The 21,668-nt window shown below is 45.4% G+C and carries 17 protein-coding genes; 14 read left to right on the top strand and 3 right to left on the bottom strand.

Translation table 11 applies throughout. The annotated features are described in order from the left end of the window. Positions 1-32 precede the first annotated feature (32 nt). The 4 genes from L6I86_RS26375 to L6I86_RS26360 all read left to right on the top strand — a co-directional run bounded on the left by L6I86_RS26375 (position 33) and on the right by L6I86_RS26360 (position 4,070). Positions 33-947: an aminoglycoside phosphotransferase family protein gene (locus tag L6I86_RS26375; RefSeq protein WP_236291383.1), complete on the top strand. Its 915-nt coding sequence runs from the start codon at positions 33-35 to the stop codon at positions 945-947. A 100-nt stretch (positions 948-1,047) separates the two neighbouring features. After that, entirely contained in the window at positions 1,048-2,094 is a 1,047-nt protein-coding gene (locus L6I86_RS26370; RefSeq protein ID WP_236291382.1) for a YkvI family membrane protein, read from the top strand. Between the two features lie 28 nt (positions 2,095-2,122). Next, the gene (locus L6I86_RS26365; protein ID WP_236291381.1) at positions 2,123-2,650 is read left to right on the top strand and encodes a GNAT family N-acetyltransferase; all 528 of its coding nucleotides are present in this window, start codon (positions 2,123-2,125) and stop codon (positions 2,648-2,650) included. 874 nt (positions 2,651-3,524) lie between these two features. Further along, the gene (locus L6I86_RS26360) at positions 3,525-4,070 is read left to right on the top strand and encodes a Rieske 2Fe-2S domain-containing protein (RefSeq protein WP_236291380.1); all 546 of its coding nucleotides are present in this window, start codon (positions 3,525-3,527) and stop codon (positions 4,068-4,070) included. Positions 4,071-4,177: 107 nt separating this feature from the next. Here the strand turns inward: L6I86_RS26360 and L6I86_RS26355 are convergent, their stop codons facing one another. Then, positions 4,178-4,624 (bottom strand): DUF4395 domain-containing protein, encoded by a 447-nt coding sequence (locus L6I86_RS26355; RefSeq protein ID WP_236291379.1) that lies wholly within the window; start codon positions 4,622-4,624, stop codon positions 4,178-4,180. A gap of 89 nt (positions 4,625-4,713) precedes the next feature. After that, positions 4,714-5,487 (bottom strand): helix-turn-helix domain-containing protein, encoded by a 774-nt coding sequence (locus tag L6I86_RS26350; RefSeq protein ID WP_236291378.1) that lies wholly within the window; start codon positions 5,485-5,487, stop codon positions 4,714-4,716. A gap of 157 nt (positions 5,488-5,644) precedes the next feature. On the opposite strand from L6I86_RS26350, the gene L6I86_RS26345 reads away from it, so the two are divergent. The 9 genes from L6I86_RS26345 to L6I86_RS26305 all read left to right on the top strand — a co-directional run bounded on the left by L6I86_RS26345 (position 5,645) and on the right by L6I86_RS26305 (position 18,913). Beyond that, on the top strand, positions 5,645-6,454 hold the full coding sequence (locus L6I86_RS26345) for a phytanoyl-CoA dioxygenase family protein (RefSeq protein ID WP_236291377.1): 810 nt from the start codon (positions 5,645-5,647) through the stop codon (positions 6,452-6,454). A 169-nt stretch (positions 6,455-6,623) separates the two neighbouring features. Beyond that, positions 6,624-7,652, top strand: a complete 1,029-nt coding sequence (locus tag L6I86_RS26340) for a LacI family DNA-binding transcriptional regulator (protein ID WP_236291376.1) — start codon at positions 6,624-6,626, stop codon at positions 7,650-7,652. Positions 7,653-8,286: 634 nt separating this feature from the next. After that, positions 8,287-9,888, top strand: a complete 1,602-nt coding sequence (locus L6I86_RS26335) for a type 2 periplasmic-binding domain-containing protein (RefSeq protein ID WP_236291375.1) — start codon at positions 8,287-8,289, stop codon at positions 9,886-9,888. An 88-nt stretch (positions 9,889-9,976) separates the two neighbouring features. Beyond that, positions 9,977-10,936 (top strand): ABC transporter permease, encoded by a 960-nt coding sequence (locus L6I86_RS26330; RefSeq protein ID WP_236291374.1) that lies wholly within the window; start codon positions 9,977-9,979, stop codon positions 10,934-10,936. Between the two features lie 36 nt (positions 10,937-10,972). After that, positions 10,973-11,860: a carbohydrate ABC transporter permease gene (locus tag L6I86_RS26325; RefSeq protein WP_236291373.1), complete on the top strand. Its 888-nt coding sequence runs from the start codon at positions 10,973-10,975 to the stop codon at positions 11,858-11,860. A gap of 18 nt (positions 11,861-11,878) precedes the next feature. Continuing rightward, positions 11,879-12,898 carry a zinc-dependent alcohol dehydrogenase gene (locus L6I86_RS26320; protein ID WP_236291372.1) on the top strand — a complete coding sequence of 340 codons (1,020 nt, stop codon included), beginning with the start codon at positions 11,879-11,881 and terminating at the stop codon, positions 12,896-12,898. Positions 12,899-12,974: 76 nt separating this feature from the next. After that, positions 12,975-14,711: a sensor histidine kinase gene (locus L6I86_RS26315; RefSeq protein ID WP_236291371.1), complete on the top strand. Its 1,737-nt coding sequence runs from the start codon at positions 12,975-12,977 to the stop codon at positions 14,709-14,711. 26 nt (positions 14,712-14,737) lie between these two features. Beyond that, positions 14,738-16,375: a response regulator transcription factor gene (locus tag L6I86_RS26310; RefSeq protein ID WP_236291370.1), complete on the top strand. Its 1,638-nt coding sequence runs from the start codon at positions 14,738-14,740 to the stop codon at positions 16,373-16,375. A 174-nt stretch (positions 16,376-16,549) separates the two neighbouring features. Beyond that, positions 16,550-18,913, top strand: a complete 2,364-nt coding sequence (locus L6I86_RS26305) for an AraC family transcriptional regulator (protein ID WP_236291369.1) — start codon at positions 16,550-16,552, stop codon at positions 18,911-18,913. Positions 18,914-18,985: 72 nt separating this feature from the next. Here the strand turns inward: L6I86_RS26305 and L6I86_RS26300 are convergent, their stop codons facing one another. Continuing rightward, positions 18,986-20,443, bottom strand: a complete 1,458-nt coding sequence (locus L6I86_RS26300) for an esterase-like activity of phytase family protein (protein WP_236291368.1) — start codon at positions 20,441-20,443, stop codon at positions 18,986-18,988. A 216-nt stretch (positions 20,444-20,659) separates the two neighbouring features. Between L6I86_RS26300 and L6I86_RS26295 the strand changes: the two genes are divergently transcribed. Next, a complete protein-coding gene (locus L6I86_RS26295; RefSeq protein ID WP_236291367.1) occupies positions 20,660-21,445 on the top strand; it encodes a TetR/AcrR family transcriptional regulator in 786 nt (261 codons plus the stop codon). The last annotated feature ends 223 nt before the right edge of the window (positions 21,446-21,668 follow it).

The following is a 21,668-nucleotide window of genomic DNA, read 5'->3' as shown; positions in this document are numbered from 1 at the left end:
TGTGAAATCCTCTCATCCAAAGGAGCATTCCTATGAACGTATCAGATCTTCAGAAGCACTTACCTTTCCTGCAAAACGTGACCGAAATTACACGGATTACCAAAGGCTTCTCCTTTGATAGTAAGTATTTTTTATATGAAAATAGCGAAACGCCTCAATATGTATTACGAACGGCCCCTCTGAAGCAAATGCAAAAGAAGGATTCAGAATTTGAAGTTGTTACGAAGGTATTTGATCGTGGGGTAAAAACTTCGAAACCCATTCAGTTCGGTGCCATCGAATCGCTTGATATTTGCTATATGCTGCTGAGTTATGTGGAAGGCGAGGATGCCTTTGATATTTTACCTTCCTTATCAGATGACGAACAATACCAAATTGGCCTACAAGCTGGACGAGAGCTGCGTCTCATGCATGACATACCTGCTCCTCACTCCGAAGAAGACTGGTATGAAAACAGATTCTCCAAACATATTCGTCAATATGAGAGTTATCGCAATTGCGGCGTTAAGCTTCCCGAAGAGGATGCAATCATTTCTTTTATTAATCAAAATGCGACTTACATGAGCAATCGCCCTAATCGCTTCCAGCATGATGATTTTCATACGAGCAATCTACTCATTCATAATCGCAGCTACGCGGGGGTCATTGATTTTAACCGATTCGACTGGGGAGACCCTTACCATGATTTTTTGAAAATCGCCTACTTTAGCCGCGAGGTTAGTATCCCGTTCTGCAGGGGGCAAATACTAGGTTACTTCGATGGTACTGTTCCGGAGGAGTTCTGGCGATTGTATGCGCTGTACACGGCTATGATTATTTTTGGGACAGTTACTTGGACGCTGCAGGTGATTCCAGAGCAGCTTGAATCTATGTTGGGTAGAATTCGGGTTGTGTTGGATGATCATCAAAACTTTGAGAAGTGTATGCCCAATTGGTTTAGTTCGTAAGTCAGTAACTAGCAACACAAAGCTCCAGTCAACTGGCATATACAAGCTTATCTTACATACAATGGAGATGTACAAGATATTGCTTGACTATGGGGGAGCTATGAAGTCAAAAACGCTCATGATTTTACAAATTGCCGCAACGTATATGGGGACTGTGGTGGGGGCGGGATTTGCCTCGGGGCAGTCCATTATGCATTTCTTCACAATCTACGGAGCCTATGGCGGAGTTGGCATATTGATTGCAACGGCTTTTTTTATATGGATTGGGACGAAAATGATGGTCCTCTCGCATCGACTTAAGGCGTCTTCCTATCAGGAGTTGAATGATTATTTATTTGGAGGTTTTTTTGGAAAAGTCGCGAATACCTTGACGTTTATCATCCTGTTCGGCGTGACCGCTGTGATGATGTCGGGGACTGGCTCTATTTTCGAGGAGCAGCTAAGACTACCCTATCAATTTGGGATTATTATTAGTATGTTGCTATGCTACTTGGTCATGAGCAAAGAAATGCATGGGATTCTAGCAATTAATTCTCTTGTGATGCCGTTAATGCTTTTTTTCATGGTGCTTGTGATTATCCGAGTTGTTGGGATAGATGGGATTGGGGAAGCGACGAATTGGCAAGAACTACAAGGAAGCACCCACTTGAAATGGATCCTGAGTCCACTTACGTATGTCGCCTTAAATTTTGCCTTTGCTCAAGCGGTCTTGGTGCCGTTAGGTAGTGAGGTGCTGGATGAAAGCATACTGAAGTGGGGCGGCCTATGGGGCGGCATTGGGCTAGGTGTCATGCTATTGATCAGTCATTTTGCGATACATTCGCGGATGCCGGAGATTTTGAATTTTGAAATTCCGATGGCTGAAATTATACGAGGTTTTGGACGGTTCTTCCATGTGCTATTCATCTTAGTTATTTACGGGGAAATCGTAACAACGTTGATTGGGAATGTGTTCGGAATTACACGACATATTGGGCGTATATATCCGCTGCCACGCAATTGGGTAGTTCTGGCTATTTTGCTGACCTGTTTATTGATCAGTCAGGTTGGTTTTACTTCACTTCTTACATACCTTTACCCTCTCTTCGGGTATATGGGGATGATCCTTCTTATTTTTCTAATAGTAAGACCTATGCCTAGTAAATAATTAACATCATAGATAAAGGAGTATTCTAATGTTGGTTCAAAACATAGCTAATTTGGAGATCCGCCGTTTAGGGCATACGGATGTTCCAGCAATTCGAGCGCTTATGGTTGATGTTGTGTCTCGTCTGGCGTCACAAGAACTTTTTGCCATGGACGATGAACAGTATTTGAACGCTCATATCGAGGAAAAGGGTGAAATCTACGGCGCTTTTCAAAATGGGAAGCTTGTAGCTTACTCCGCTCTAGCGTTTCCTGGTTCGAGTGAAAGCAATCTGGGCAGGGAGTTTGGGGTGCCAGAGTCAGATTTAGCATACGTAGCGATTCTCGATGCAACAATCGTTCATGAAACCGTTCGTGGCTTGGGGTTGCAACGCTACTTCCATGAATTACGTGAAAGGCGAGCACGGGACAACGGCTACCGATACATCTATTCAACAGTTCATCCCGACAATCTGGTGAGCAAACATAATTTAGAAGCTGCAGGGTTCGTCCTTCAATTCACCCGGCCCATGTACAATGGTAAGCCAAGGCACTGTTATGCCAAAAGGTTGCTGTAAAGAAATAATTTTCCCGTCTATGTATATATGACATTCATTTGGGCAATACTAGCTTTTATTGCGTTAACAATGAAATTAGAAGTAAACCTGTTTACCGGATAATGTTCGAATTATAAATGTATCCATATTGGAATGAAAATTGTTGAAGTATTGCCTGCAATATGTTTAATTCTCGTTTCGGATAAACGCAAGAATGAAGAAGCTGTGATCATAGATCCAGCTTTTTTTGTGCTTTTCACGGACTGAATGGGTAGAATCAGACAAAATCTCTTGGTATATGTTAAAATAAGGAAAAATTATAAAGCGAATTGTTATGTCAAAAAGAAGGAGGGGGAAAAGGCTATGCGACTGAAGGGGCGGAGGCCTGTTTACACATTTTGTATTCTATAAGTCAAAAGTAAAGTGGAGGCGGGAGGAATGGGCGGGCGTAATATCCTACTATCCTTTGTATTTCACTTCCTTCTCCTAGTGATGACAGGAATTCTATTTCGAATAGGTAATCATCCGTTGTTTAGCATGATTGTGATGCTGGTGGTCCTTTCTGGCTATACATTACTTGGCAACATCTTTCTTAAACCCCTCGGGTCAGTTGCTACAAATCTTCTCTCGGTATCATTTGTAAGCTTAGTCGGTTTCTTAATTGGGCTATATGCATGGTTATTTCCAAGTATGATGGGATTTAATTGGATGATATTTTTAGGATATTACTTGTATATATTCGGAGTGGTAGATGCGCTTAATTTGGATCCTGGGCCACATATTACGTTTTGTTTTTTTGTAGTACCTTCCTTGTTTCTATGGATCGGCCTACAGTTAAAAGCATCAGGGTACTCAATTAGCGGTTCTCGCACATCGTGAAGGAGTTGACATTCGAATGACAGTTCATTTACCGCGAAAGATCACAAGAAGAGCCTTTTTGAGCACCTCAAGCAAAGTTGTACTAGGCGTATCTGGCGTGTTACTTGGGGATACAGCGTTGTTTTATTACGGAGCGGTTCATGGGAAAAAGCAGGATGAGCCGGCCACACGGGAGATTCCGTCTAGTTTCGTAAAGGTTGGCGCAATAGAGCAGCTGCACGCTATGACAGGCTATGAGAAAATTTTTTATACCGCTACGATCGAGGATGCCTGGGTAAAAACGCCTAAGCAGGGCTTCGTCTATGTGACCAAAGATGAGCGCGGCGCGCTTGTCATCCTTTCACCGGCATGCACGCATCTGGGATGTTCGGTGGAGCCAGCTACAGAAGCGCAACGAAGTCGGAAAAAGGAGCTTTTCTTCTGGTGCCCCTGTCACGGAGCCGAGTTTGATATCGTGGGAACGTCCGTAGGTATGGTGCTGCCAGAACTGGAAAGATATAAACCACTCCTCATTGAGGGGAATGTGTATGTGGATATTTCGACACCTGAGAAGCGAGCATGATTGCAGAAGTGACAGACGAGGGTACTGTATAGACATAAAAAAGGAGCTAGGTGCAAACGCACCAGCTCCTTTTCCATTTCCGGAACAGCCTCTTTCGGCATGGCCACTTATGCATCTCTTCTTTGTGCCCAATACTGTTTCCATTGAAAATAGATGAAGCACCCGAAGCAAAATCCGCTTAACGCCAGCACGACAGCAATAGTTAACATACTTAGTGTGATGTATGCGAGCGTCGTCATATTTAAAAGCAATGCCGTAATGGTAACGATGAGAAATAGGATAGCCAATAAGTTGTTGAATCGCAGTAATTCGCGGCTTTCCGTTCGTGTGCTAACCGGAAAAAGTGGAGAGAACAGGCGGACAAATACATTGTATTTCACGCCATAAGTACGACTAATCAGCTGAACAATTAACGGAAGGACGAGAATCCATAGCTGCTGACTGAGAACGCTGGCCAGTATACTTAGCAGAATCCCTAGTTGATTACCCCGCACGCGATGCAAGGGAACCTCATCTATACAATCGTAATCGCCATGCCAAAATTGAGCTCTCATCGTCATCCTCCTCCATTCACAATGAATAGTTATTATCATCATTATACATTAATTCATAGTATTCTGATAGGAATAAACGAAAATTATTTTTAACGTGGACGTTTCATAAACATACTCGGGGTCATGCCTTGCCATTTACGAAATTGATTCGTGAAATGATTATAATTTTGAAAACCAACATCGTAACAAACGTCCGAAGCGCTGCGTCCCGTATGGGCTAGCATCATAACGGCTTGTTGGATCCGCATGCGATTCAATGTATCGATAATGGAGTAGCCAGTGCTCTCTTTGAAAAGGTGAGATAATCTCGACGGGGAGAGACCGACGGTCTGGGCAAGATCCTCAAGCCGAATCTGTTCGCGCATCTGCCCAGAGAGTAGGTGGAGAACCTCTTCAATGCGGGGATCCATTTTGCGTATGTTTTTCTGCGCCATGATTAGCAGGATTTCTCGTAAAGAGCTGCAACAGAGCTCGAACCAATACTCGCCGCGTTCCCGCGAATCCGCTAATATACGGGCAAATGCTGAGTATATCCGTTCCTGTAAGGACTCATTTTCTATGGTAAGGAATATTTGATCTTCCTGAGGAAGCAAGTTGGTTTCAGAAAGTGTGTGGGGGAAATGCGCCCATACGAATTGCCAGGTATGGTTTGTCAATGTGCCATAGTGTTGGGGAGTCCCAGGTGCTATTAAAAGGAGGACACCCTTCTTACAAACATGTTCTGCACCAAGGTAATTAACATAACCTGCTCCTTCCAGTGTGAAAATTAATAACCAATCATCCCGACCTTGAGGACGTTTAGTAACATACGAATCTGATTCTATGTAATGGCCGGCGAACAATCCATTTGCATCCAATATCATGTTGGGTAATCCCTTCTCAAGCTAATTAAGTTAGATTTTATTATAGCACGGAATAGCAGGATTATAGGAATCAATAGCATGATTATTACTTCTATGTAACGGGTTATTTCGATATGCTAAAGACATAGAAATAAAGGTTCAATTGGAGGGAATAACGATGACACAATCACTAATTAAATTAACGAAGGAACAAAAACAGCATTTTGAGACTGAGGGTTATGTAATCGTGAAAGGGCTATTTTCAGAAGATGATTTGGCTAAAATTGATGAAACCTTTGAAGCGATTAGCAATCAGACGGTTCCAGGATATTTTGAACCTGATCTATCGACGGAGATCGTCGACCCATTGAAACGCTACCCGCGTGTCATGCACCCGCATCGGTTTAATGAGACTGCGAAAACCTACATGCTTCATCAGCCCGTGTTAGAGGTTCTAGCAGATTTGTATGAGGAAGAAGCACTCGCTGCGCAAAGTATGTTTTATTACAAACCACCAGGCTCCCGGGGGCAGGCGCTTCATCAGGATAACTTTTATTTGCAGGTGGAGCCAGGCAATTGTATTGCAGCATGGACAGCTATTGACGCGGCTGATGAGGAAAATGGAGGATTACTCGTTGTACCAAAAACGAATGCCCTCGAAATCTCATGTCCCGATATCGCAGATTCGAAGGAATCTTTTACGACTCACTACGTGAAACCGCCGAAGGACGAGAAGGCAATGCCAGTCATCATGGACCGGGGGGATGTTCTCTTTTTCAATGGCAATCTAATTCATGGTTCCTATCGAAATAAGACTAAGGATCGCTTCCGCCGCGCGTTCATCTGCCATTATGCCAATGCTTCTGCGACACATATTAGTAATCATTACCGACCTTTGTATCGAGCAAATGGGGAAGCTGTCTCCTTGGAGATTAACCCGAGTGGCGGTCCTTGCGGCGATGAATTTGAGACGGTATACCCACATTAATTAGGCTTAACAGATGACAAGAATCGTTTCTAGGGCATGGTTCATGCTCTGGGAGCGATTTTTTTTGCAAAGGTGCGGGGATTCCATTGGATTTCGCTTGACAGGCTTATTAGATCAATTTAATCTAAAGGAGCAAGTTAAACGTTTAACCGATGGAGCTGAAACACATATGAGCAGACCCAAACAAGTCACAATTGTAGAAGTGGCAGCAGCAGCTGGGGTATCGATTGCCACGGTCTCCAATGTGCTGAATAGAGGTGGAATCCGTTCGTCGAAGGAGACGATTCGCAAGGTCGAATTAGCGGCAGAACAATTGGGATATCGACGCAATACCATGGCAGCAGGTTTAAGTCGTAACAAAACCTTTGAAATTGGCCTCATCGTTCCTGGGTTGACGAGTTATTATGGACGGTTAGCGGAGGTTTTACAGATGGAAGCCCACCATGCGGGCTATCATTTATCTGTTTTTTCCTCAGGAGGATTCGACCCGACGATTGAACGAAGAAACTTAGAAGTGTTACTGCAGCGAAGAGTGGATGGACTTATCTGTCATGGCTTAGCAATGGGGAAGGAATCCACACGCGCCATCGTAAATAGCGGAACGCCTCTTGTGCTCATTAATGGCTGGGGTTGGCCCGAGGATATATCCGTTGGGGCTGTAAATTTAGGCTTTGCCGAGGCTTGCAGACAATCAACGAAATTGCTCGTGGCGCGTGGCTGCGATGAACTTATCTACGTGGGCAGCAAGCACTCGAATGTGATTGATGAACAGCGGCGGCTTGGATTTCATCTGGGTCTACAACAACTGAGCGTTGTGATTTCCCATCGTATCGTCGAAATGAAGGAACTGGACGTGGACGTATTTCTCCAAGAGGTGATGGATGGGCCAGCGAAGCGCACGGGAATCGTCGCTTTTGATGATCACGTTGCATTAAAATTGCTTTCGGCAGCCAATAAGCAGAAGATCGACTTCCCGAACCGCCTACAAATGATCGGTATTAATAACGACTATATGGCTAAGCATAGTTACCCTGGTATTTCCAGCTGGGACATTCCTTATGAGCTTCAGGCGCAAATGGCCATCCATAAATTGCTTCATAAGTTTGGACATACCGTAGAGGCCAGCGAGGAGCGAGAATTTGAAGTCCCGCTTATTTTTATAGAACGAGAAACAACTCGGTTAGCTGATACAGAGTAATGAAAAACGTCGTAGTCTCCTTTTGTGGGAGCATGCGGCGTTTTTTGTTTTAGTCCGATATTTCTGAATTAAAACGAGGATTTCATTTGATAAGGACGAATAGTCAGATTTTTCCGAACTATTTGTTCATTTTCCTCACGATGCGGTTGTTTGGGGCGAATTAGTTGGGTTATTTAGGACTAATAAAGATTTGATGAGGTGGACAGGGAGATTAATTCGATCATGTCGGACTAATGGGCGTTGGGGGAGTAATCGCATAGTGAGTGGGAGACGAAATAGTCGGTTTTTTCGACTTGTGGGTGCGTGACAAAGGTATTAGGAGTGTGTAAGTCGATATTATCGACTTGCGTGTCGTGACAAAGGCACGTGAAGACAAGTTAGTCTACAACGTCGAATTAATTCCACACTTTTAAGTTAGTTCTGCATTATCTCCACTATTTCTTGAAATCGTCTGCTAGTTTCACTCATGTAACCGACCTATACTAAGAACAAGTAAACGTTACCAAATAGTTGGACCAGCAGCGAAGTATCCAATGTTTTTAGTGTTTTATGTTCCGCTTACCGCTACACGCTTACGGCATCACGCTTCACGATCCACAGCTCACGAAGAATAAATAGGAGGGGTGCTTTTACAATGAAAAAATTGACTCTATTAGGACTCGCCACCATGTTTGCGCTTACAGGATGCTCAGATAACAAAACCACAGAAACATCGGGAACAGCAACGGGATCACCCAACGCAACGGGAACAGCGAAGCCAGCTAAGCTCGCTCTGAACTGGTCTGTAGCCAGCGGTTACCTAGCGAATGTGACGTTACCTTCCGGGGACAAAGATTTCGTGAAGAAGGCCATCGAAGAGAAATTCAACGTAGATTTGAAAATTGATTATATGGTGATGGGCAAAGAGTACCATGACAAGCTCAACGCCACATTGGCTGGAGGAGCGGCTCCTGATCTTTTCATAGCAGGCGGTGCAGAGTCACAGAAATACATCACGGATGGGATCACAGCTAATCTAACTCCTTACTTCACGAAAGAAGCTTTACCGAACTACTTCAAATGGGTGTCCAAAGAGGAGGTAGACGCGTTCCAGCTTAAGCAAGGCGAATTCACGCGGGCGATTGATCCTTTTCAACGTAATACCTATATAGCTTGGTACATCCGTCAGGACTGGTTAGATAAGCTGGGACTTAAATCTCCAAAAAATTACGCTGAATTGACCAATGTCATGACGCAATTCACCAAAGGTGATCCAGATGGCAACGGTAAGCAAGATACGTATGGCTTCTCAACAGCAGGCGGTGGTGTAACCTTGCCTTTCGACTTCCCACAATGGTTAAATAACGGCTTCGTCGCGGATTTCCAAATTGTTGACAACAGCTACGTGGATAACCGCACGGACCTTAAAGTGCAAGGTGTCCTTGAACAAGTCGTGGAATGGAACAATGCAGGGATTGTAGATCCGGATTGGTTCTTAAATAAGGCACCTGCTCAGTTAGATAAAGCAGCTCAAGGCAAGATTGGCATGTTCTTCAGCGGTGATAAAAACGTCGCCTTGGACAGCTTAGCAACTAGCGTGCAAAACCGCTCGAAGGCACTTGATCCTAAAGCGAATTGGCAGCCTATCTTCCCGCTGGATAAGCCGATCATTTGGAAATACAACGTACCTGAAAGTACGATTCTAATTAGTAAAACAACGGCCGACAAAAACCCTGACAAAGTGAAACGCTCCTTGGAAATTCTCAATTGGCTAACAGGTGAAGAGGGATTCTTGCTAACGCATTATGGTCAAGAAGGCAAACATTATACCAAAGCTGGCAACAAGATTACGTTGAACGTGGCTAATTTCGAAGCGGATATCGCGAAAGCTGGCAACTGGTTGAATGTGTACGCTGCCTTTACACCAGATGAGCCGAATATTCTTGGATTTGAGCTGATCGATTCCCGTATTTCTGAGCACGACCGTGCGATTTTGAAAACCGTCGAGAGCTTTCCGAAGCATAACGCGTTGCCTCCTGTAAGCTTAGTTCCTCCTGCTGGCATAAATATCGGAGATTTCCGTAAAGAAATGAGTAAATACCACATCAAAGCAGTGCTTGAAGATAAGAGTGGCAAAAATTGGCCGCAATACCGTGAAGAGCTGATGACGAAATTCAAAGGTAGGGAAATTTTCACGGAGTATACGAAGCAAATCAGCGCGGCACTAAAGGATAAGAAGCTGAACGATTTCAAATAAATGTGGCTAGGCATCGAGGGGAACCCTAGGTTGTTTGGGGGTTTCCTTCTGCCTTCTACCTGGAGAAGACAACTAGGAGGAGATGGCGATGGCGGAAACCATAGCTGCAAGACAAGAGAAACCTACCGTTTCACGCCCGATGAGGCAGGGCAAGCTACGCAGCATATATCTCAGCAGATGGTTTTACCTCATGATGATCCCTGGGTTGGTCTATTATGCGCTGTTTCACTACGCCCCGATGGTGGGAGCTTTAATTGCATTTCAAGACTACAACCTCATGAAGGGCATCTGGGGAAGTCCTTGGGTGGGGTTCGATAATTTTCGTGTCATTTTTGATAATCCTGAATTTGTACGCATTATGAGAAACACCTTATTGATTAGTATTTACAAAATCGTTGGCAGCATGGTGCCGGATGTGATCCTTGCACTGATGTTGAATGAAGTCAGAGTCAGATGGTTTAAGCGCGCTGTACAAACGATTACGTATGGGCCCTATTTTCTATCGTGGGTCATTGTGTATGGCTTAGCCTTTTCCTTCCTCGCCCCAGGTTCTGGTTTGATCAGTACCTTCGTACGCGATATGGGTTGGGGATCGATTGATTTATTAACGAATAAGGACTTCTTTAGGCCTTTGCTGGTTCTAACCGAAATTTGGAAAAATACCGGATTCGGAGCGATTATTTACTTAGCAGCTCTGGCATCCATCAACCAGGAACTTTATGAGGCTGCCGTCGTAGATGGTGCAGGACGTTGGCGTCAGCTCTGGCATATTACGTTGCCGGGTATCCGTGATGTTTTCGTGCTCCTGCTGATTATTCGCATTGGCGGCATCTTGGATGCAGGCTTCGATCAGGTTTTCATCTTTTTAAATGCACGTGTCTACGATGTTGGAGATATTGTGGATACTTGGGTGTATCGCTATGGCTTTGAGCGTCTTGAGTTTGGTGTGGCTGCAGCCATGGGTGTGTTCAAATCGGTCATAGGGCTTGTGCTCGTGATAGGCGCAAATAAGCTTGCTAAGAAGCTCGGGGGCTCGGGGATATGGTAACAGCATACAGCAATTTTAGAAAAGGAGGGGATTCGCATGTCTTTTGTGAGTCATAAAACCAAAGGGGATCATGCAGTAGACGTGGCGATTTATGCAGTCTTGGGCTTTTTCGCCTTGATCACGTTATTCCCGCTCTACTATGTTGCTATCGTCTCTATTACGCCTTATGTGGAAGTTATGAGAAATGGCGGCTTCGTGTTATGGCCCGAGCACATGACTTTTCAAGCATACAAAGAGATATTCAGCTCTCCACGTATCCCACAAGCACTGAAAATTACGGTATTCATCACGGTGGTAGGGACGACGCTGAATCTGATTGTGACGACACTTCTGGCCTATCCGTTATCCAAAAAGTCAGTGCCAGGCCGCAATTTTATCCTGATGGCACTTGTGTTTACGATGATTTTCAGCGGGGGTATTATCCCGCTTTATATTATGGTGCGCAGCCTTGGCTTATATAATTCGATCTGGGCACTCGTGATACCCGGTATGGTATCCACCTTTAATTTATTGATTGTCAAAACCTACTTTGAGAATCTTCCTACCGAAGTAGAGGAAGCTGCGAGAGTTGATGGTTGTGGCGAATTAGCTACGTTATTTCGGATCGTTCTACCGTTGTCTGCACCGATTATGGCGACGATTGGTCTGTTCTACGGCGTTACCCATTGGAATGAATATTTCAAAGGGATTTTCTATCTATCTGACAAATCACTCATGCCGATGCAGGTCGTGCTCCGAAGTATGATTCAAACGCCGAATGTCTCTACAGAGTTATCGATTAATTCACTCGTACTGGATGCCTTGCCGCCAGAAACGATCAAGATGGCCGTCGTTGTTGTGGCTACTTTACCGCTATTAATTATCTATCCTTTCTTGCAAAAGTATTTTGTGAAAGGCGCATTGCTGGGTTCAATTAAGGGGTAATGGAGGATTGTAACATCGATGAGAGCAGTCATTGCACGAGAAGGCAGCGTGGAAATCATTGATCTGGAAGAGCCGGCGGTAGAAGCCAACTACGTGTTAGTGGAAACGGCATACTCTGCGATCAGTCCAGGCACCGAAATGATGTTGAAGGATATCCGATCTCATGAGCCCATTTCGTTAGGCTATAGTGCCATGGGTCAGGTTAAGGAAGTTGGAGCAGGTATTTCGCATGTGAAAAAAGGGGACCGCGTCGCCTGCTATGGTTCGCCGTTTGTTCGTCATGCCGAGCTTCTCAAGGTACCGAAGCATCTGGTGGCCCCGTTGCCGGAGCAAGTGGATGCCCAAGAAGCAGCTCATGTAGGGCTCGGCACGATTGCCATTCATGCGTTGCGGCAAGCCGATCTGCGATTCGGGGAGTCTGTCCTCGTTGTTGGCTTAGGCATACTGGGGCAGATCGTGTGCCAAGTTGCCCAAGCCTCGGCGAACATCGTGATCGGTATCGATCGTGTTGCAGAGCGTACGGAGAAGCTAACCGCCTCCGGCGTACGGTATGTTTTTGATCAAGAGGAAGACATGATGCGTAACCTCTCGGATATTACCGGAGGAGCTGGTGTGGATGCTGTCATTCTTTGTGTCGGTGGCGGCAACAGTGAGATGATCGATAAGGCGCTGGGCTGGATTCGCGATAAGGGGAAGCTAATTATCGTGGGTGATGTAAGCATGGTGTTCAATCGGGAGCTGATGTTTCAAAAGGAAGCGCAAATCCTCATCTCCCGTGCAGGCGGACCTGGACGATATCTGGGCGATTACGAGAAGAAGGGTATCGACTATCCGATCGGACTTGTTCGTTGGACGGAGGGCCGCAATATGGCGGAATATATTCGTTTATTGACAGAGAGGAAGCTGAGCATCGCGCCGCTGATTTCGCACATTTTACCATTGGAGCGTATTGGAGAAGCTTATGACTTATACCGCAAAGCGCCACAGCAAGTGCTGGGCGTCGTTGTCCGTTATGGAGATTCTAGCAATGAATGCTAGTTAAATTTCTAATATTTTTCTATACTTACATATAAGAGTTCCATATTATGGTTTGTAGGGTATAGGGGGATCTGGCATGTTTCGTCGGCTTAGAAGAACTAACTTCATTTCCAGCGTCTCCACTAAGCTTTTCATTCTTACCTTTATGTCTGTTATCGTTCTGTTTCTGGTGATCGGTGTATTCAGCTACCAACGGCTGTTCGAGCCCATCAAGCAAAACAACGAAAAAGTACTGCAAGGCTCCGTCGTACAAGTCGAAAATTATATTAAAACCCTAATGAATAATATCCAAACGCAATTGATTTTCCTCTCCACGCCAGTCCTCTACAATATGGGGGAAAAAGATTTCGTCCAACTCATGGAAAATGTGTTGTCCTACCATCAGGAGGAGATCGCCAGTATTTATGTCATTGAAGATGACAAGGTACGGATCAGCTCTCCGTTTGGTTATCGTGTTTATGTCCCGGCAGAACGCATAGCGGAAATTACCACTCAAACGAGTAAAACGGGCTTCTGGTGGAGCCCTCCTCATACGATCAATGACCACTTCGTCCTCACAGTCTCTAAGCAAATCGACAGCCGGCGAGTGGTGGCCATGGATGTCAACTTAAATGCCCTGACCGGACCGCAAATTATTCAAGACGATCCCGACAATCAGCGGCGCATTTATTTGTTTACAGGCCAAGGCGATTATCTCTCCACGAACACATATCTAGCGTACCCGAAGACGTATCTCAATCATTTGGAAATGAAAGAGGCGTTACAGGTCCTTACGCAGCAAAGTGGTACTTCCTTTAACACCGTTCACACCTCATTTGGCAACTATATGGTTCTAAGCTCTAATCAAAACCGTTGGGATTGGTTCGTCTTCTCCGTTATTGAGGAGTCGCAAGCTTTTCCTTTACTGGAGTCACTGAAACAGCAACTGGTATTTGTGTTGTTAGTGGCGATCATCCTTGCCTTCATCCTTTCTGTTTGGATTACGAACTATATTCGCAAACCCGTGACAGCCATCACACGACAATTCAAGGCAGCGGCGCGCGGAGAGCTCGAAGCTCGCATCAAACTCAAACGCAATGATGAGTTCACGCATATTGCCAATGGTTTCAACGGCATGATGGATGACATCCAGTCCTTGTTTGATGATTTGCGCGTAGCGGAAGAAAAGAAGCGGCATCACGAGCTCAAGGTGCTGCAATCGCAGATTCATCCCCATTTTCTGAATAATACGCTCAATGCCATCTATTGTTTGGGAGAAACGGGACAAACGCAGGAGATGTGCGAGATGATTCGTTCATTAATGGGTTTGCTGCAATACTCAACAGACAAGGTAGGGGACATTGTAACGGTCGAGGATGAATTAGCGCAATTGGACAATTACGTGCAGATTATGAACCTTAGGTATGGGGACGTATTTGTCATGGATATTGCCGTTCCTGAGATCTATAATGCGACGCCGATTCCGAAACTAACGTTGATTACGTTGGTGGAGAACAGTATTTTTTATGGACTCAGTAAAGAAGGTGTCAATCATATTATTGTTTGTGGCAAAGAGCATGAGGGAGAAGGCGTGGTGCTGGAAATCTCTGATACAGGCCCGGGGATTCCGCCGGATAAGCTGAAGCTGCTGCTAGAGGAAACAGGTGCTGTCAATGCGAACAAAGGGTTAAACAATTTGGGGATGCGGAATGTCCAAGAGCGACTGCGGATGACATTCGGGTATCCGTATGGCCTGCATTTTGCCAATGAACCGGATGAGGGGTTAACGGTGACGATTCATCTGCCGGACGGAGAGCCGAGAGAGCAAGGATAGTGTCAGGGAGAGGGGACGGAACGATCATGCTGAAAATACTGATGGTAGATGACGAGAAATGGGTCAGGGAGCGCTTTGCGCAGCGTATTCCTTGGTCAGACGGGGGATTTACGTTCATGGGCGCGGCTTCTAGCGCCAAAGAAGCAATCAGCATGATCGAGCGGGAAGTGCCCCATTTGCTGCTTACCGATATTACGATGCCGAATATGAACGGATTGGAGCTGGCTGCTTATGTGAGGAAAAGGTGGCCACGTGTCCGAATCGTTATTTTGACCGCTTACGGTGAATTTGAATATGCGAGGCAAGCGATTGAACTAGGTGTGGATAACTACTTAATTAAGCTTGCGCAAACGCCTGAGCAAATTCTTGAAGCTTGCCGCAAGGTAGCAGAGGAACTGGAGCAAGAGCTTGATATTGATCAGAAGCTGGAGATGCAGCTTAAGCTCGAACGGGAAAAAGAGTGGGCGCGGAAACGCCAATGGACAGAGCGTCTGATGGATGGTGATGGAAGTATGCAAGAACTTCCAGTACCAAGTGAGTGGCTCACAGGTGTTGAATCCGCAGGTTATGTCGCGGGTATAACTGTAGGTTGGCGTGTGATGGGGAATGTGGATATAAGTGCGAATGTAAATGAGAAGATAGCTGCCGGGCAAGCAGGCCCATCTATGGAGGAGCTCGTGCAGCTGCAAAGCCAACTAGCCGAAATGCTTGAAGCCAAACTAGATGCACAGATGCTAGGCGATGGTAACGGGTTGGCAATCCTGCCCCTGCAACATAGCCATTTACTATTGCTAATCGGGTCGAAGCGAGAGATTCCTGCCTTTCATTTGAGCCAACTAGCAAGAATGGTGCAAGATGCGGTAAGTAGCTTTGCTCCTGTGAAAAGCCTCGTTCATATTGGATCTGTAGAAGAATTAGGGAAGCTAAGATTGACAGAGAAACAGCTTTCCGACCTTATACGTAAAGGCAGGGATGGGCTGGCAGCGTATTTCTATTCCGAGGGTGTGAAACCCCCGATCGTGCTTCGGCGACTCGATGCGCAGCAGACGAGGGAGTGGACGGCAGCTGTCGTCAAAGCCCTGCAGCGTGAGAATGTGGAGGCCTTCCGGGAGGCGGTAAGCGTGATGATCACGCTCGGCGTGCCACCGATTCATCCGGGGGATCTGCTCCGTCTGACGAGACAAATGCTGCAACCTGAACTTGTGCGGCTGCCAGACGCAGTCGTCGCTAGGTTAAGTGGCATCGATCGGTTGACGACGTGGAACACATACTGTGAGTGGTGGCTGGCAACCATTGATGCCATCTGCGAATGGTGGAATCAGCAAGCCCAGCCTCCGGTGACTGTACGCAAGGAGATTCAATGGATGTGTCGCTATATTCGCGAGCACTATCAAGCGGATTTGCAGCTGGCAGAGCTTGCTAAGCTCGTTCATATGCATCCCTCGTATGCGGGGCAGATGTTCAAACAGGAGATCGGCGAGAACTTTCTGGAATACGTGAACCGGGTTCGTATGGAGAAAGCGAGCGAGATGCTGGAGCGGACCACGATGAAAATATACGAAGTATCCGGCGCAGTCGGCATTTCCGACTATCGCTATTTCTGTAAATTGTTTAAGAGCCATACAGGGGTTACACCGACGCAGTACAAGAGTAAGATGGGGTGAGTGGTGGAGGGAGACGGGGTGCTAGTACCCCGTCTCCCTTTTCTCTGTCTTTTGCAGTTTCCGCTGAAGCTCAGCGTTTTATGAGACAAATCATTAGGGACTGTTCTTGTTGAAAGCGTTATAATAAGGTAGATTTATTCGTACAGAGATAGATTTAGATACGGGGGAACTGGCATGAAACTTTGGCGAATCGTTCAGGAGAAGAAGTATTTGCTGCGCATTTTTCTATGGATTAACTGCATGATCCTGCTCATCTTACTTTCATTTTCCAGTCTTATCTATGTGAATGTTGAGAAAAATGTGTTTCAAAGCGAATACGAAGGAAGCCAGAAGTTATTGTCCCAAATGAAGTACAATATCGATTATTTGGATACGATGATCAGCAAGCTGACTTTTTCTACCTACGGTAATAATGACGTCAAAGCGCTCATGTATTTGAATGACGAAGAGACGTATGATCATATGAATACGATTAATAAACTGAATGCGACCGTCGTTGCCAATTATCCATTCGTTCAATCGGTCTATGTCTATAACAACCATAAGAAGCTGTATTACTCCACATTTGGTGAATTGTACCATAAGGATGCTGAATTAGATAAGGTTCTCGCGGAGAATCCTCATATTACGCCTTTGAAAGCGATTGTGCGGAAAATGCAAACCGGAGGCAGCAGCGCCAAGCCTACCTACGATACTGTGCTGAGTTATGTCATGTTTGAAAATGTGGATGAACAAGGCGTGATGGACGGTGCCATCATTCTCAATGTGAAGTTGGACTGGCTCGTCGATAATATTCGAACGATTAATCAATTTGACTCGCGGACGCCAAGCGATTTATACATTTTAGACAACAAGAATCAATTTATTGAAACCGATACCACCCATTTGATCGCTGACAATGCCTCGGCCGTTACGATTAAGCAAGCCTTTGAAACATCGGTTTCCCAAGATCGGATGCATGCGGGAGAGCCGGCTGGATTTTACGAATCGAAAGTCGATGGCGAGAAATTCATTGTCTCTTATATTTATTTGGAGAATACGGGATGGACGCTGTTGGAAGCGAAGCCGTATAAAGAAGTGTACGCGAATCTGAAGCAGCTGATGGATACGATTCTGTTCATTACAGGAGCTGTTTTTGTCGGGGCGCTGCTTTTAACGCTATCGGTTTCTCGAGGCATTTACAGGCCGGTGAGGCGGCTCATGGAACAGACATCGCTCGGTGGAGCGGGAAGAGAGGGCTTCCTGAAGCCTGGCGTGAAAGACGAGTTTTCCTATTTGACCGAGGTGTATCGTAAGTCGAGAGAACAGCTCTATGAGTACAATCTCGAGAAGAACAATAATACGAGTATTATGAAGATTTACTTTTTGAAAAAGGTGATATCAGATAGCTACAGTATGAATGCAGCTGAATTTGAGGATATATTGAGGCAGTTGAATGATGCCCTGACGAAAGATAAACCGTTCCTAATCTGTGTTTTGCGCATCGATGAGTATAAAAAAATCCTAAGTCATAAAAGCTTGGCTGAAAGAGAGTTGCTCCGCTTTGTGATTGCGAATGTAACTGCGGATGCCCTATCTCAAATAGGTATCGCTCAAATTGTAGATATGAAAGATGACTCGTTTACGATTTTATTGAACACGGCTGATGGACAACACGAATCCGTGGAACAGGTGGAACAATCACTGCATGAAGCGCAAAACTACATTCAAAAGCACTACCATATCACTTTTTCGGCAACGGTCAGCAATGTCATTATGGAATATACAGCGATTGCTGCCGCCTATAATGAAACCTTAGCTAACAGCTCTTATCGGTATGTGTTTGGAACGAAGTCTGTGATTACACAAGCACGTATTGCTTCCAACATGGGGAGTGTGGATGTAGAGCAAGTGTTGGAGTTGGTGAGCAAATTTACCGATGCCGTTCCCAAAGGCAATGCGATCAAAACAGAAGAGAGACTCCGTGACGTATTCGGTCATATTCGCAAGCTAGACTATGGCAGCATCATGCTGGTTAGTATGCAGGTGGTGCACCATTTGAAGAAGACTATTTTTGAGATGAACCGTACGAGTAAAGAGCCAATTGCTGTTCCCGCTAGGCTGATGAGTCGCGAGCTGTATGAGGAGGAAACGATTGAGCAATTCGAGGGACTTCTATTGGAAGCGGTACGCGCCATTCATAGTGAAGGTGAGGAAAAAGGGATTCAAGGCAACCAAGTTGTCGCCGATACGATTAAAGAGATTATCGATTCCAACTATTTCGATTCTTCTCTCTCCGCTGCAAGTATTTCTGAAATGATGAGACTGCCTGCTTACAAGTTGAGCAAAATATCCAAGATTCACCTCGGGATGTCAATTCCCGAATATATGAATCAAGTGAAGCTGCATAAAGCGGTGGAATGGATGGAGAACTCCAAGCTAAGTATTCAGGAGATCATGCAGCGCGTAGGTGTAGAGAACGAGAGTTATTTCTATAAGCTATTCAAGGCTAAATTTGGGATGACGCCCAGGGAGTATATGGCAAAGCGCATGCGGTGAGGAAGGGATAGCGTGACGTAAATAGACCCGGAAGTCCATCATTGGACTTCCGGGTCTGTTCGTTGCGAATCCCTATTTAATTGTGTATGGCAGTTTAAATGTCCAAAGTAGTGTTCCATTTTCTGGTGTTGTGCTGTCAATGCCGAAATCGTTATCGTTCGTGATAGCAAGTGTATCACCATTGATGAGCGAAACACCTTCAATTTTCTCGTAAGGGAACTTGAATGCAACTGCATCCAGTACGGTTCGCTTCGTCGTAGGCAGAATACCATTGGCTTTCAGATCTGCAATCGTCATTTGCTCAAGCGTTTTACCTGCCGCTGTCGCACTGTCGTATTTGCCACTAACATTGGTAGCTGTTGAAAGGTCAATGGCATAAATACGCTTTAACTGTGCTTTATCGCCAGAGAATTTATCCCGCTCATCGATTAACAGCGTGTTCTCGTTTACGACAACCATATCGGAAATGACGATATCGCCTTGCGCAAGATCCTTAAATTGCTTCGCATCCTCTAGGACGTATACAAATTCACCAACAGGGTTAAGCGTCGCTAGGTCAAACTTAATAATTCGAACCTGACGTGAATTGTCCATGGCTTTATCAGGATTACGTAGCGCATTCTGCATAGCCATGAACATAAATTTGCCATCAGGCGTAATGCCTACCGCTTCAGCTCCACGGTTCTGGCGAAGTTTGTTGTACACTTCTGGCAGCATCTCGCGGGATGGCACAAGCGGAGCAGACGCTTGATTTGACCAACCTTTAGGCACAATACGCTCAATGATCGTACCATCACGCTTCACATGGACAATGGATGGACCATATTCATCGGAAATCCAGAAAGTATCATCCTTAGGATTGTAAGCTAAGCCTTCAATATCAAGTCCGTACGGGTCATATGCCAGCACTTTTTCACCTTTTGCATCATAAGGCTCTTCATCGCGACCTTTAATATTGGGTAGTCCTGTAATCGTTGCTTTTCCTGAAACAGGGTCTATACCCGACAGCTTCAAAGGAAACTTGTCTAAAATATTAATTTCGCCCTTACTTACTTCGATTTTATAAATCGTTGGTGTATAGTCTGGCAGTGGGAACGTACGCACAGTTTTACCGTTAATAGTAGGTTGACCATTTGGCCCACGATCAGCCGTTGTATAGAATACATTATCAGGGTCTCCTGGAATGTGCGTTAAGGATGAGCCAACTCCCATTTTGATACCTTCTGCAAGATTTGGTGCCTTGAGCTCATATTTACCAGTTAAAACAGGCTTGTCCGTTAAAGATACACTGTTACGGAACTCGTCCCAATCCACATATTTACCTAAAGCTTCAGAAAGCGCACGAACTGGCATGTACAAGCTGCCTTCTAAATTTACAGCAGGTGCTGATGGTTTAATCACTTGTCCATTGCTCGAATAGGTTACATTTTCGGAGGTTACTCCGTTCACTTGCTGAGCAGTTACTGTTCCAGAAACAGCCACAGGAAGAGCAAGCAGTAAAGATGTTAACACGATCCATTTACGTTTCATTAGTAGTAAATCTCCCCTCGTGGTTACCCACATTTCTCTTAACTTCTTACTTATACCAAAACTATGTAAGGGGCATGTAAATAGAATATTACGGAATTGTAAATTTTCAAATCGTCCTCTTAGGTTGCCTCCACTAATCAATCTAGATGCGATTGTGATATACTGTATATGATGTATACATTTTCGGATTGCAAGGATAATGGAGGATGGAACAACATGGAGATCGGCGACGAGATCGATGATGAAATCATACAGAGCTTACCCTCAGGTGTAGCTCTTAGCTGGGGAATTATTAAACCGTCCCGCAGAGGGCCCAAAGGTGAGCTCAGCATCAAAAAAATCGTTGACGCGGCGATTGCTATTGCTGACAGCGATGGACTTGCGGCAGTGTCGATGAGCAGGGTAGCCCAGTCGTTGGGGTACACGACGATGTCTTTGTATCGCTATATCACAAGTAAGGAAGATTTGCTCGTGCTGATGCAGGATGCAGTGTGTGACATTCCGATTCCATCCGAGGTGCCAGGTAAGCCGTGGCGCGAGGAAATGGGGGAATACGTCTGGGCTTGCGTAGATGTGTTCCGCAAACATGCGTGGTATGGCGATATGCATATTACGAGCGTTCCCCTCGGGCCAAACAATCTTCAGGTGATCGACTGGATGTTGAGAATTATGCGGGATTTTCCGCTGAACGATTTTGAAAAGATGTCATTTCTACTTCTCGTCAGCAGCTACTCCAGAGCATGCGGTCTGATTGCGCGGGATATGGATAAGGCTATCCGCGATGGTGCGAGTCCGGAAGCATTTAGTGGGGTCAATTATGGCGCAGCACTAAAGCAATTGGTCAAGCCGGATCGTTTCCCCCATCTGCATCCCATCTTGATGGCAGGTGCTTACACGGATGAGGTGGAGAATCCGATCGGCAACGATCTGGATTTCGGACTTGAGCGGATCTTGGATGGGATTGAGTGTTATTTGAAGATGAAGGGAGAGGGGCAAGGGTAGGGGGAATAGTCCCCGACCCTGGAGTCACCCCAACCTAACCCTGGAGTCACCTCAACCTACCCCTGAAGCCCCACCACACCTCCTAGCCTGTTAGGTTACTCATTTATGCGAATAGATGGATTTCTGGACCTCTGTCAAGAAAGTAGACACCTATTAAGAGAATTAACTAACTTCTTTGTAGTAGTTTTCTTCATATTGAACTGGTGAAAGGTAACCTAAAGAA

This window comes from Paenibacillus allorhizoplanae (assembly GCF_927798215.1).
GTDB lineage: Bacteria > Bacillota > Bacilli > Paenibacillales > NBRC-103111 > Paenibacillus_E > Paenibacillus_E allorhizoplanae.
Note: the sequence above shows the minus strand (reverse complement) of the source record. Positions and strands in the feature narration are given on the sequence as shown.

Coding starts and splice junctions, on each gene's coding strand:
- L6I86_RS26330 (WP_236291374.1), top strand. CDS start 9,977: ATGGCGGAAACCATAGCTGCAAGACAAGAGAAACCTACCGTTTCACGC.
- L6I86_RS26315 (WP_236291371.1), top strand. CDS start 12,975: ATGTTTCGTCGGCTTAGAAGAACTAACTTCATTTCCAGCGTCTCCACT.
- L6I86_RS26355 (WP_236291379.1), bottom strand. CDS start 4,624: ATGAGAGCTCAATTTTGGCATGGCGATTACGATTGTATAGATGAGGTT.
- L6I86_RS26310 (WP_236291370.1), top strand. CDS start 14,738: ATGCTGAAAATACTGATGGTAGATGACGAGAAATGGGTCAGGGAGCGC.
- L6I86_RS26365 (WP_236291381.1), top strand. CDS start 2,123: ATGTTGGTTCAAAACATAGCTAATTTGGAGATCCGCCGTTTAGGGCAT.
- L6I86_RS26320 (WP_236291372.1), top strand. CDS start 11,879: ATGAGAGCAGTCATTGCACGAGAAGGCAGCGTGGAAATCATTGATCTG.
- L6I86_RS26345 (WP_236291377.1), top strand. CDS start 5,645: ATGACACAATCACTAATTAAATTAACGAAGGAACAAAAACAGCATTTT.
- L6I86_RS26300 (WP_236291368.1), bottom strand. CDS start 20,443: ATGAAACGTAAATGGATCGTGTTAACATCTTTACTGCTTGCTCTTCCT.
- L6I86_RS26295 (WP_236291367.1), top strand. CDS start 20,660: ATGGAGATCGGCGACGAGATCGATGATGAAATCATACAGAGCTTACCC.
- L6I86_RS26325 (WP_236291373.1), top strand. CDS start 10,973: ATGTCTTTTGTGAGTCATAAAACCAAAGGGGATCATGCAGTAGACGTG.
- L6I86_RS26360 (WP_236291380.1), top strand. CDS start 3,525: ATGACAGTTCATTTACCGCGAAAGATCACAAGAAGAGCCTTTTTGAGC.
- L6I86_RS26335 (WP_236291375.1), top strand. CDS start 8,287: ATGAAAAAATTGACTCTATTAGGACTCGCCACCATGTTTGCGCTTACA.
- L6I86_RS26375 (WP_236291383.1), top strand. CDS start 33: ATGAACGTATCAGATCTTCAGAAGCACTTACCTTTCCTGCAAAACGTG.
- L6I86_RS26370 (WP_236291382.1), top strand. CDS start 1,048: ATGAAGTCAAAAACGCTCATGATTTTACAAATTGCCGCAACGTATATG.
- L6I86_RS26350 (WP_236291378.1), bottom strand. CDS start 5,487: ATGATATTGGATGCAAATGGATTGTTCGCCGGCCATTACATAGAATCA.
- L6I86_RS26305 (WP_236291369.1), top strand. CDS start 16,550: ATGAAACTTTGGCGAATCGTTCAGGAGAAGAAGTATTTGCTGCGCATT.
- L6I86_RS26340 (WP_236291376.1), top strand. CDS start 6,624: ATGAGCAGACCCAAACAAGTCACAATTGTAGAAGTGGCAGCAGCAGCT.